Below are 12,914 nucleotides of genomic sequence, written 5' to 3'. Positions count from 1 at the left end.
GCTAATATTATAATATAATAATATTTAAATATAAGAGGTGAAATATGATAGACTTTAATGATAAAGAAAAAGCTAAAGAAATTCTTGCAGAAAAAGCAGAATTATTTAAAACAATAGCTCATCCTGTACGACTTTGCATTTTAGCTATGTTAATGAGAGAACAAGAAAGCAATGTTACAGATATTCAATGTTGCCTGGATGTACCCCAACCCTCTGTATCACAGCATTTAGCAAAGTTAAAATCTGCTGGAATTCTTTCATCTGAAAGAAATGGCACAGAAGTTATTTATAAATTAAAAAATGAAGAAGTAAAACATATTTTAGAACAAATCTTATAACAAATTTTTATGGAGGTATTTTAAATGAGTAATAAAGTATTAATAATCGGTGGAGTTGCTGGTGGAGCAAGTACAGCAGCAAGGCTCAGAAGACTTGATGAATCAGCAGAAATAATAATGTTTGAAAGAGGTTCGTATATTTCTTATGCAAATTGCGGTCTACCTTATCATATAGGTGATGTCATAAAGGAAAGAAGCTCTTTGTTACTACAAACGCCAGAGGCTATGTCTGCAAAATATAATGTAGACGTTAGAATAGAAAGTGAAGTTATTTCTATTGATAAAGAAAATAAATTTGTAGAAGTTAAGAAAACAAAAACTGGCGAAACTTATAAGGAAAGCTATGATACATTGGTTATCTCTACAGGTTCTTCACCTATTAAACCACCTATTGAAGGGATTAACTCTCCTGGAATTTTTACTCTTTGGACAGTTCCAGATACAGATGAAATTAAAAAATATATAAATGAAAAGAAACCTAAAAAGGCCGCAGTTATTGGTGGCGGATTTATAGGTCTAGAAATGGCAGAAAATTTGCACGAAGCAGGTTTAGAAGTAACTGTTGTTGAAATGTTAGACCAAGTAATGGCTCCAGTTGACTATGAAATGGCACAACTTGTTCAAAACAATATGGATATGAATGGTGTTATCTTAAGCTTAGGTGACGGAGTTTCAAAGTTCAAAATCGAAAATGGTTCAACTACCATTACTCTAAATAGTGGAAAAACTATATCTGCAGATTTGGTTATCCTTTCAATTGGAGTTCGTCCAAACAGTGAGTTAGCTAAAAATGCAGGACTTAAATTAAATCAACGCGGTGGAGTTATTGTTGATAAGCATTTAAGAACATCTGACCCAAATATTTATGCTGTTGGAGATGTTATAGAGGTTGAAGAGTTTATTAGTAAAGATAAGGCCATGGTTCCACTTGCTGGTCCTGCAAATAAACAAGGAAGAATTTGTGCTAATAACATTTGTGGAGCAAATGAAGAATACCAAGGAACTCAAGGAACTTCTGTTGCTAAGGTATTTGATTTAACAGTTGCTTCAACAGGTGCTAATGAAAAAACATTAAAAAGATGGGGAAAAGAAGAAGGAAAGGACTATTTAAAAACAATTATATCTCAAAAATCACATGCAGGATATTATCCTGGTTCTTCAGAATTAATTCTCAAACTTATATTCTCTCCTGATGGCAAAAAAATATTTGGAGCGCAAATAGTAGGTGAAGATGGTGCTGATAAGAGAATTGACACTATTGCTACAGCTATAAGATTGAATGCTAGTATTTACGATTTAAAAGAATTAGAGCTTGCATATGCACCTCCTTATTCTTCAGCAAAAGACCCAGTAAATATGTTAGGATTTGTAGCAGAAAATATTATCAAAGATAAAATTTATTTTTCAAAATGGGATGACATCAATCCTGAAAAACCAAGTAAATATACATTGCTTGACATTCGTGAAGATGTTGAACTTTTGGTGTATACAATGCCAAATGCAAAACATATACCGCTCGGACAACTAAGAAGCCGTCTATCAGAACTAAACAAAGATGATGATATAATTGTGTTCTGTGCAGTTGGTATTAGATCATATAATGCAGCAAGAACATTGATGGAAAATGGATTTAAAAATGTTAAAGTTTATCCTGCTGGAACTAATTTCTACAAAGCAGTTTACTATAAATATTTTAATGCTCAAACTCCTGGCCAGGATTTAGGTAACAGTAGCAATGAACAACAAACTGCAAATTATTCAGATAATGATATTTCATCTACTGAAATAAAAGCATCTATAAAAGTTGATTGCAGTGGTTTACAATGCCCTGGTCCAATTATGAAGGTTTTTGAAACAATGAATAAAATGAACGATGGAGATATCATAGAAGTTTCCGCTACGGATTCTGGTTTTGCAAAAGATGTAGAAGCATGGTGCAGAAGAACTGGAAACACTTTGTTAAAAACAGAAAAAAACAAAAAAGAAAATATTGTTTTTTTACAAAAAGGAATTGGAAAAATAAATACTAATAAATTAATTCAATCAAATTCAGTCCTCCCTCAAGTAGCTAACGATGGGAAAACAATAATTGTATTTAGTGGTGACATGGATAAAGTTCTAGCCTCATTTATTATTGCAAATGGTGCCTTAGCAATGGGAAGACCTGTAACAATGTTCTTCACATTCTGGGGATTAAACGTATTGAGAAAAACAGAAAAACAAAGCATTAAAAAGCCTATAATAGACGCAATGTTTGGCAAAATGATGCCTCGTGGAGTAAACAAATTAAAACTATCAAAAATGCACATGGGTGGCATGGGAACTGCGATGATGAAAAAAGTAATGAATGATAAAAATATAGATTCATTAGAAGATTTAATTAAAAAAGCAATGAATAATGGTGTTAAAATGATAGCCTGTACTATGTCTATGGATGTCATGGGAATAACAAAAGACGAACTGATAGACGGAATTGATTATGCTGGTGTAGGAACTTATCTTGGAGATGCTGAAGAATCAAATGTAAATTTATTTATTTAATTATATTAAAGAGAAAGGATTTATGCGTATACCGCACAAATCCTTTCTCTTTATTTTTTATAGATTTTAATCTTATCATAGAATTTGAACATTAAAGGCAGTTGTTTGTGGCGGTATGCTCATAGTTTGAAAATTAGCATGCTCAACTCTTACCAGCTGTCCTGGCCTTAAATCTCTTAATCTTATTTTATTCCCTCTCCTATCCATAATTCTAGTTTCATTATTGACTACAAATCTCATTTGACTAAGCATATCCTCGGCATTGCCTGTATAAAAAAAACCGTTATTAATGTCTACACTCAACACCCTATCTTCAGTAATGTTAATGCTATCGTTTTGTATAACCGTTATTCTAAAAGCTCTAGATTGCGGTGGTATGCTTCTTGTCATAGCAGAAGAAAACTCTGCATCTACAATCATTCCTTCTCTTAAATCCCTCAAAGATAAATCTTGACCAAACTGATTTCTTATTACAGTATCTCGGTCTACAACTAATGTAACAAGCTGCATATATACCATGCATCTTTCTCCCATAACACCATACGAAATTGTTACAAATCCTGTTCTATTATCAATAATAATTTCCTCAATTAATGCATCTTGAACAAATATTACTTCATTTCTTTTACGCATAGCATCTACATCACCATTTATAAAATAATTATACATATTTACACCTCTTCATAAATTATTAATATATATAATTATATATATTCTCAATCTATAAAAATGTTTCTATTTCTAAAATAAGTCTTAAATAAATATAAATAATAAAAGCTATCTCACATAATCATATATTGAGATAGCTAATAAATACTAGTACTTTCTATCATGGCAGTTTTTTACGGAGCATCCACTGCATCCTCCACAACCTACACCATTTTTTTTCTTTTGCTTTTTCATTGAAATAATAATACCAGTAACAATTGATACAATAACTATAACAACAACTAAATCAACAATTTTCATCCTTATACCTCCTTACATAAAAAGTAATTTTCCTATTTGATATATAATAAGTGCAACTACATATGCAGTAATGGTCTGATATAAAGCTGTTAAAATAGCATATTTCATTGAGCCAAGTTCTCTTTTAGTAGCAGCAAATGCTGCAATACAAGGCATATACAACAAAGTAAAAGCAAGAAATGCAAATGAACTAAGCGGAGTAAGCATTGTATTTAATATCATTGAAAGCTGGACATCACTTGAAACACCTGTCAATACAGACAATGTACTTACAACAGCCTCTTTTGCAGTCAATCCTGTAATAAGTGCTGTGGAAATCCTCCAATCACTAAAGCCTAAAGGCTTAAAAACAGGAGCTATGAATGAGCCAATATATGCAAGAATACTGTTTGTACTATCATCTACCATATTAAATGACCAGTCAAAACTTTGTAAAAACCAAATTATTAATGAAGCAATAAATATAACAGTAAATGCTTTACGAATAAAGTCTTTAGCCTTTTCCAACATATGTATTAAGACACTTTTTACTGAAGGTATACGATATGCTGGCATTTCCATAACAAATGGTACAGGATTACCCTTAAACACTGTTCCCTTAAGCAATAATCCAGATAAAATAGCAACTAAAATTCCTAAAATATACAATGAAATCATAACTACTGCTGCATTGTTTGGAAAAAAGGCAGCGGTAATCATTCCATATATAGGTAGCTTTGCACTACATGACATAAATGGAGTCAATACAATAGTCATCTTTCTGTCTCGTTCACTAGATAATGTCCTAGTTGCCATAATAGCAGGTACACTGCACCCAAAACCTATAAGCATAGGCACAAAGGAACGTCCAGACAAACCAATTTTACGAAGCATTTTATCCATCACAAACGCTACTCTAGCCATATAACCACTATCCTCAAGCAGCGATAAAAACAAGAACAATATAACTATTAAAGGTAAAAATGAAAGTACACTTCCTACTCCAGCAAATACCCCATCAATTACTAAAGAATAAAGCCAATCACTCACACCTGCATCAGTAATAATTTGAGCAACTCCATCTGTGACCGAGCCTATACCTATCTCTAATATTTCTTGAAGTGGTGCTCCTATTACACTAAATGTAAGCCAAAATATAAAAAACATAATACCAAAAAATATAGGAATACCAAAATATTTATGTGTTAGAACTCTATCAATTTTTTCTGATCTTATTTGTTCATTAGTTTCTTGGTGTTTAACAACACTATCCAAACATAATTTACCAATATAATTATATCTCATATCTGCTAAAGCTGCTTCTCTATCTGTATCTAAGGACTTTTCCATATCTTCAACAACATGATTTATAATATGCATTTGTGAATCTGATACATTCAACGCTTTAATAGTAGGTTCATCGCCCTCTACCAATTTAGTGGCAGCAAACCTAATAGGATATCCCGATGACATTGCTTGATCTTCAATTAAATGTGAAATAGAATGTATTGCTTTATGAACTTCACCAGAGCAAAAATCAAGCTTTGACGGTTTTTTCTTCTCAAAGGCGGACTTCATTATAACGTCCATGAGTTCAGAAATTCCTTCATTTTTAGCAGCCGAAATAGGTACAACAGGAATTCCTAAATGCTTAGATAATTTAATAACATCTACAGAGTTTCCACTGGCTCTAACTTCATCCATCATGTTTAAAGCTATAACCATTGGAATAGAAAGCTCCATCAATTGAAGTGTAAGATATAGATTTCTCTCAATATTTGTAGCATCAACTATATTAATTATCAAATCTGGATTTTCTTTTAATAGAAAATCCCTTGTAACAACTTCTTCCATTGTATAAGGTGAAAGAGAGTATATACCAGGTAAATCTACAACAGATGCATCTTTTTGCCTTTTAATTTGCCCCTCTTTTTTTTCAATGGTAACACCAGGGAAATTTCCTACATGTTGATTACTTCCAGTAAGTTTATTAAACAAAGTTGTTTTACCAGAATTTTGATTTCCTGCTAATGCAAAAACAAAGGCCATATCTATAGTACTCCTTTTAATTCAATTTTAGAAGCTTCTTCACGTCTAATGGTTAAGACATAGCTTCTCAAAAATATTTCTATAGGATCTCCCATTGGAGCAACCTTTCTAACCTCTACATGAGTATTTGGAGTTAATCCCATGTCAAGAAGCCTTCTTCTCAACATTCCTTCTCCCTTAACTGATGATATTATTCCGCTATTACCAGGTTTTATATTATCTAATGTCATTTGTATTTCCTCCTCCAAATCGTAATATAACAACTTTTTTAATCAATTATGATAATCATTCTCATTTACTATGATTATAGTATACGCTAAATGATAATCATTGTCAATAAGCTTTTTATTATTTTTTATACATATAAAATAATAAAGAACTTTTTATAAATAGAATTAATTCTATTTATAAAAAGTTCTTTATATCTATCTACATTTATCTTAAATCCTCAGATTTTGAACCATAGCTTTCAACCACAGGAACAACAAACATAAAACCAATTCCAGGCTCCTTAAAATAATCAAGTTCCTTTTTTATTTTATCAACTACATTATCAAGCTTTTCTTTATCTTTTATTACACTGAAAATAGTTTTATTATATGGTTTTCTACCATCTATTAGCTTTCTTACACTAGCAAGCATAGGAATATTTATATTATGATCTAAAAGAACTTTCCCCATACCTTGGCTATCTATTGTTGTAGCCCCAATTTCCTCTTCATAAAACACTTCATGAATTGTATCCAATTTGTATATATCATTTAATATTAAAATTAGCGCATACATTATAAAACCTCCTTGTTTATTCAACTTAATTATATCATACATTTTTTTGCAATACAATATATTTGATATTTTTATATAAATTTCATTCTATGAAAACATTGATAAATAGTTAATTTACAAGTTTCATGAATCAATACCTGTTTTGATTATAAATACTTAGATTAAAATATGTTATATTATGTTTTATTAATTGTTTCTCTACTTCTTTTAATTTTTTCTAATGCACTAGCTGTTAAGGCTGTACATGGTACGCTTAAAATTAGCCCTATACTCCCAGAAACAGATCTTACTATTTCCGTTGCAATTACATCAAGATTCATAATTTCCATAATTGAAGTTTTATATGCAAAGAAAACAAGAAGTATTGACATTGATGATCCAGTATATGCTAAAATAAGTGTATTAGTCATTGTTCCCATTACGTCTTTTCCTACATTAAGTCCCGACGACATAAGGTCTTTTATGCTAACTGTTGGATTATGAATTGATATCTCGTTCATAGATGATGCAACAGACATACTTATATCCATGGTAGCTCCCATGGTGCCTATGATTATTCCCGCAAATAACAATTCATTAAAATCAAAAGCTATTCCTTGTTGAATATATAATAGCATTGTAGCTTCAGTTGTATCAAAGCCTGATAAATGAGCAACTTTACTTGTTATATATGATATTAATCCTGCTATAATTATACCCGCTGCTGTTCCAACAATCGCAGCAATTGCTTTTTTATTAAATCCAGATAATGTTGTCATAGTAACAATAGTTATTATAATACAACTTATTACAGAAGCAAAAACTGGATTAGTTCCTTTTAATATAGTTGGTATTGTATACAAAAGTATAATGGCCATTGTAAAAAAAAGTGTAGCAATGCTTTTTAACCCTTGAATTTTTCCTATTATTAAAATAAGCAATATGAAAATAATTATTAACCCATATAAATATGTATCTCTTTCATAGGAAGAAATAAAAAATTGTATATTTTCAGGGTCGCTTTTATCTATTGCCAGCAATAATCGCTGTCCTTCTTTTGCTATTACGTCAGATACAGGACTACCTTGTAAGTAATTTTCTATAACTATTTCTCTTCCTTTATATTCTCCTGTTGTAATCAGCACTTTAACTCTTTGTAACCCTTGAATTAAACTGTTTTCATCATAACCCATATCTTCTGCTGATTGTTCGTCAAATACTTCTAAAACCTTTCCTTTTGCATTAACCATATTATTAATACCGTTATCTGCAAAAACAGGAAAAACATATGCAAGTTGTAAAACTACTACTATCATTACTGTTTTCATTAAATTCATCATATAACATCACCTAGAATTTATTAATTAAACAAATTGTATAATAACCTTTTAAAAATTAATACTATTTTACTTAATATCTCAATGTCTTAAGTTTTAAATTTACAAAGGTTACAAACTATTTTTTTAATTTTATTTTACTATATAATATCTCTTTATAATTATAAAATCAATCAAAAAAAATATTAGTTTGAATAAATTATATGTCAGACACATATTTTTCTAAATATATGATTTATAAAATTTAGTTTTATATTTTATTTCAATACATATATATATGTATATTATACTTATATATGTTAGAAATAGAATAAATTATGGTCATATATAAATATATTTTTATTTTTATCGTTAAAATCTATGTATTAAGATTAATTTTAGTTGATTTTAAAACAAAATTTGATATAATAATTTTATATTATTTTATTGAATAATATAGTGTAAAGCTACTAGTTGTAGCTTTTGGAGGAATTATAATGAAAAATTACTTAGTAGGGTTAGATATAGGGTCTACGACAGTAAAAATAGCCGTAATAGATAATAAAGGAAATATTGTTCACAAAGAATATAAAAGGCATTTCTCAGATATAAAAAACACTGTTACCAAGATTATTGAAAAATCTTCAGTTTGTCTTAAGGATAGCTTAATTAAAATTAGTGTTACAGGTTCAGGTGCTATTGATGTGTCAAAATATCTTGGAATAACTTTTGTACAAGAGGTGGTAGCTAGTACAAAAGCTATAGAAAAATTCATTCCAAATACGGACGTAGTAATTGAATTAGGGGGAGAAGATGCAAAAATAACATATTTGTCAGGCAATTTAGAACAGCGTATGAACGGGTCTTGTGCAGGCGGTACAGGTGCCTTTATTGACCAAATGGCAATCCTGCTTCGCAAAGATGCTTCTGGCTTAAATGATTTATCTAAAAATTATAAAACTATATATCCTATAGCTTCACGCTGTGGTGTTTTTGCTAAATCAGATATACAGCCATTATTGAACGAAGGAGCCAGACAAGAAGATGTTGCTGCTTCAATATTTCAAGCAGTTGTAAATCAAACTATAAGCGGATTAGCTCAAGGAAGACCAATTAAAGGTAAGGTTGCTTTTTTAGGTGGTCCATTATATTTTTTATCAGAATTAAGAAAAAGATTTAAAGAAACATTAGAACTATCAGACGAAAATGCTATTTGCCCAGAAGATGCAAACTATTATGTAGCTATGGGAGCAGCATTATTATCAGATAATCATGAACAAATTAATTTTAATATATTTAGAAATGAATTAAGCAATAAAATAAAAAACACAAATATATCCTATCGAAAAAAAGATTTAAATCCCTTATTTACAAATAAGGATGAGTACCATAAATTTTTATCAAGGCATGACCAGCATAAAGCAAAACGCAAAGATATTAAGGAGTATTCAGGTGCTGCATTTCTTGGAATAGATGCTGGATCTACAACTACTAAACTCGTTCTAATAACAGACGAAGGGGAAATATTATTCTCATATTATGGCAGCAACAGAGGTAATCCTCTAAACTCAGCAATATATGTTGTAAAGGAACTATACAAACAACTGCATGGTGGAATAAAAATTGCCTATACTGCTGTAACTGGTTACGGAGAACATTTAATTAAATCTGCTTTAAATGTAGATATTGGTGAAATTGAAACTATAGCTCATTATAAAGCTGCTGATTTTTTTCTTAATGGTGTAGATTTCATCATAGACATTGGCGGACAAGACATGAAGAGTATGCTTATTAAAGACGGTGTAATTGATTCAATTATGCTTAATGAAGCTTGTTCTTCTGGTTGCGGTTCCTTTATTGAAACATTTGCAAAATCTCTTGATATGTCCATCAAAGAATTTTCTGAAACTGCCATTTTTTCAGAAAACCCTGTTGATTTAGGAACCAGGTGTACCGTTTTTATGAATTCAAAGGTTAAACAAGCACAAAGAGAAGGGGCAACTGTAAGTGATATATCTGCAGGCATTTCATTTTCTGTAATAAAAAACGCACTATTCAAAGTTATTAGGCTTAAATCTCTAGATTCTTTAGGAAATAAAATTGTTGTTCAAGGTGGAACTTTTTACAACAATGCTGTTTTGAGAGCTTTTGAACAAATAGTAGGTCGTGAAGTTGTAAGGCCAGATATAGCAGGTATTATGGGGGCATTTGGTGCTGCCTTAATAGCAAGAAATAAATATGATGATTCTATACAAACAACATTTTTAAAGGAAGATGCTCTTTATAAATTTTCATTCGACACCTCTATGGAGCGTTGTATAAATTGCGGTAATAATTGCTTATTAACAGTAAATAAATTTTCAGATGGAAGATATTATGTATCAGGTAACAGATGTGAAAGAGGTGCTGAAAAGTATGTTCATGTAAGTAAAAAAAGCACTCTTCCAAATTTGTACAAATACAAGTATAAGCGTGTTTTCAATTATAAGTCACTTTCAATAGAAGAATCAACTAGAGGCACAATTGGTATACCTCGAGTGCTAAATATGTATGAAGACTATCCATTTTGGTTCACATTTTTTACAGAGCTAAAATATAAGGTAGTTTTATCTGGACTATCAAGTAAGAAAATATATGAACTTGGAATGGGCACTATACCATCTGAATCAGTATGTTATCCAGGTAAAATAACTCACGGACATATAATAGATTTAATCAACAAGAATGTTAATAAGATATTTTATCCATGCATAGCTTATAATATTAAAGAAGATATAAATGCAGGCAATCATTACAATTGTCCTGTAGTAGTTTCATATCCTGAATCAATTGATGCAAATGTAGATTTAAAAGGAATAAAATTCTATAAACCTTTTTTAAACCTAGGTGATAAAGAAAGACTTATAAGTAAGCTTTACAAAGAACTTGAAGATGAAGACATCACTTTAAATGAAATCAAAATAGCTGCTGAAAAGTCATATAAAGAACTAGAGAAATATAAATCTGATGTAAAAGACGAAGGCAAAAAAGCTATTAATTTTATTAAAACAAATAATATGAAAGGTATAGTTCTAGCAGGAAGGCCTTATCATATAGACCCTGAAATAAATCACGGCATACCAGAAATGATTGATGGTTACGGTTTAGTTGTTCTTTCGGAAGATTCTCTCAGTGACGATTATCCTATAGAAAGACCAATTAGAGTTATGGACCAATGGTCATATCATACTAGGCTTTATAAAGCTGCAACATATGTTGCAGAAACAGATTGTTTAGAACTTATACAACTTAACTCATTTGGCTGTGGACTTGATGCAGTTACAACTGACCAAGTAAAAGAAATACTTGACAAGAAAAACAAAATATATACGTTGATTAAAATAGATGAAATTACTAATCTTGGTGCAATAAGAATTCGTATACGTTCATTAATTGCCTCAATAAAAGAACGTGATAGATTTAGTAAAATTCATACACAAAATAATATCATAGAATCTTCTAGACCTATATTCACCAAAAAAATGAAAAAGGAGCATATAATACTTGTACCTCAAATGTCTCCAATTCATTTTCAATTTTTTAAAACAGCAGGGAAAAAATCTGGATATAATTTTGAGATACTTCCAGCTGTAGATAAAAAAGCTGTAGATGTAGGCCTAAAGGTAGTTAATAATGATGCTTGCTATCCTTCTATAATCGTTATTGGACAATTAATAAATGCTCTAGAATCAGGTAAATATGATTTAGAGAATACAACATTATTGATTTCTCAAACAGGAGGAGGATGTCGTGCGACTAACTATATTGGTTTTATTAGAAAAGCTTTAAAGGATTTAGGATACGATAACATTCCTGTTATATCTTTTAATGTAGTTGGCCTTGAAAAACAGCCAGGGTTTAAGATTACAATGCCTTTTATAAATAGGATGATTATGTCCGTTGTCCTTGGTGATACATTGATGCGTACAACATATAGAACTAGACCATATGAAAAAGTAAAAGGTTCTGTTAACCTTATGTATAATAAGTGGGTAGAAAGATGTCACAAAGTAGTTGAATCTGGAAATTTTAAAATTTTTAAAGAAACAATAAATAGTATAGTAGAAGATTTTGATAACATTGAACTAAATGAAAGTATAATAAAACCTAAAGTAGGAATCGTAGGTGAAATTCTTGTTAAATTTCATCCAAATGCAAACAACGACGTATTTTCACTTTTAGAAGAAGAAGGTGCAGAGGTTGTAGTCCCAGATTTGATAGACTTTGCATCATATTGCACACATAATGGTACTATAAAATATGAAGAGTTATTAACTGGTACCTATAAAAGCTGGTTAATTAATAAGACTGCTACAAAGGCTATTGATTTGTATAAACGTCCAAGTATTGAGGCATTTACAAAATCAAAAAGGTTTACTACTCCAAGTAAAATTGATGAACTTGCTCATAAAGCAAAAAAATTCTTGTCTCTAAGCAATCAGTCTGGAGAAGGATGGTTTTTAACTGCCGAAATGATAGAGCTATTAGATAGTGGCGTTGATAATATATTATGTTTACAACCATTTGCCTGTTTGCCAAACCATATAACTGGAAAAGGAATGATAAAAAAATTAAAAGATTCATATCCTATGTCAAACATCGTGCCAATAGATTATGATGCTGGTGCAAGTGAAGTAAATCAAATAAACAGAATAAAATTGATGCTGACCAATGCATTTAGAAATATGGATTCAAAGCATGAAATTAGTAATTTAAAAGAAATGGAACAAGAATCAGTTGATAGTAAAAATATACAAGGTACTTTTAGTAATATTCAACACCAAGCAAATATTTAATTATTATAAAAACCTATTGAACGTTAAATAAAATGTACCCTTTGTCAAGGACAATTTAAAAAAGACTATGCAACATCAAGAAGATGATTTCTGTATTGAACAGGAGTCATCTTTTTTAGTCC

The 12,914-nt window shown here is 30.4% G+C and carries 9 protein-coding genes; 3 read left to right on the top strand and 6 right to left on the bottom strand.

Annotated features, from left to right (window positions below):
- Positions 1-44: 44 nt before the first annotated feature.
- Both J2Z76_RS11515 and J2Z76_RS11510 read left to right on the top strand, forming a co-directional pair.
- A complete protein-coding gene (locus tag J2Z76_RS11515; protein ID WP_209512214.1) occupies positions 45-338 on the top strand; it encodes an ArsR/SmtB family transcription factor in 294 nt (97 codons plus the stop codon).
- 24 nt (positions 339-362) lie between these two features.
- A complete protein-coding gene (locus tag J2Z76_RS11510; protein ID WP_209512213.1) occupies positions 363-2,879 on the top strand; it encodes an FAD-dependent oxidoreductase in 2,517 nt (838 codons plus the stop codon).
- A 75-nt stretch (positions 2,880-2,954) separates the two neighbouring features.
- Here J2Z76_RS11510 and J2Z76_RS11505 read toward each other — a convergent pair whose 3' ends face one another.
- The 6 genes from J2Z76_RS11505 to J2Z76_RS11480 all read right to left on the bottom strand — a co-directional run bounded on the left by J2Z76_RS11505 (position 2,955) and on the right by J2Z76_RS11480 (position 7,981).
- Positions 2,955-3,548 carry a hypothetical protein gene (locus J2Z76_RS11505; protein WP_209512416.1) on the bottom strand — a complete coding sequence of 198 codons (594 nt, stop codon included), beginning with the start codon at positions 3,546-3,548 and terminating at the stop codon, positions 2,955-2,957.
- Positions 3,549-3,695: 147 nt separating this feature from the next.
- Positions 3,696-3,848 carry a FeoB-associated Cys-rich membrane protein gene (locus J2Z76_RS11500; protein WP_209512212.1) on the bottom strand — a complete coding sequence of 51 codons (153 nt, stop codon included), beginning with the start codon at positions 3,846-3,848 and terminating at the stop codon, positions 3,696-3,698.
- 12 nt (positions 3,849-3,860) lie between these two features.
- The gene (feoB, locus tag J2Z76_RS11495; RefSeq protein WP_209512211.1) at positions 3,861-5,876 is read right to left on the bottom strand and encodes a ferrous iron transport protein B; all 2,016 of its coding nucleotides are present in this window, start codon (positions 5,874-5,876) and stop codon (positions 3,861-3,863) included.
- A 2-nt stretch (positions 5,877-5,878) separates the two neighbouring features.
- The gene (locus tag J2Z76_RS11490) at positions 5,879-6,106 is read right to left on the bottom strand and encodes a FeoA family protein (protein ID WP_209512210.1); all 228 of its coding nucleotides are present in this window, start codon (positions 6,104-6,106) and stop codon (positions 5,879-5,881) included.
- A 205-nt stretch (positions 6,107-6,311) separates the two neighbouring features.
- Positions 6,312-6,662 (bottom strand): hypothetical protein, encoded by a 351-nt coding sequence (locus tag J2Z76_RS11485; protein WP_209512209.1) that lies wholly within the window; start codon positions 6,660-6,662, stop codon positions 6,312-6,314.
- A 176-nt stretch (positions 6,663-6,838) separates the two neighbouring features.
- Positions 6,839-7,981, bottom strand: coding sequence for a YibE/F family protein (locus J2Z76_RS11480; protein WP_209512208.1), 1,143 nt, complete (start codon positions 7,979-7,981; stop codon positions 6,839-6,841).
- A gap of 473 nt (positions 7,982-8,454) precedes the next feature.
- Between J2Z76_RS11480 and J2Z76_RS11475 the strand changes: the two genes are divergently transcribed.
- Entirely contained in the window at positions 8,455-12,792 is a 4,338-nt protein-coding gene (locus J2Z76_RS11475) for a 2-hydroxyacyl-CoA dehydratase (RefSeq protein WP_209512207.1), read from the top strand.
- The last annotated feature ends 122 nt before the right edge of the window (positions 12,793-12,914 follow it).

The sequence above is a fragment of the Sedimentibacter acidaminivorans genome, from assembly GCF_017873955.1.
Taxonomy (GTDB): domain Bacteria; phylum Bacillota; class Clostridia; order Tissierellales; family Sedimentibacteraceae; genus Sedimentibacter; species Sedimentibacter acidaminivorans.
The sequence above is the reverse complement of the archived record's forward strand: the minus strand, read 5'-3'. Positions and strand labels throughout refer to the sequence as shown.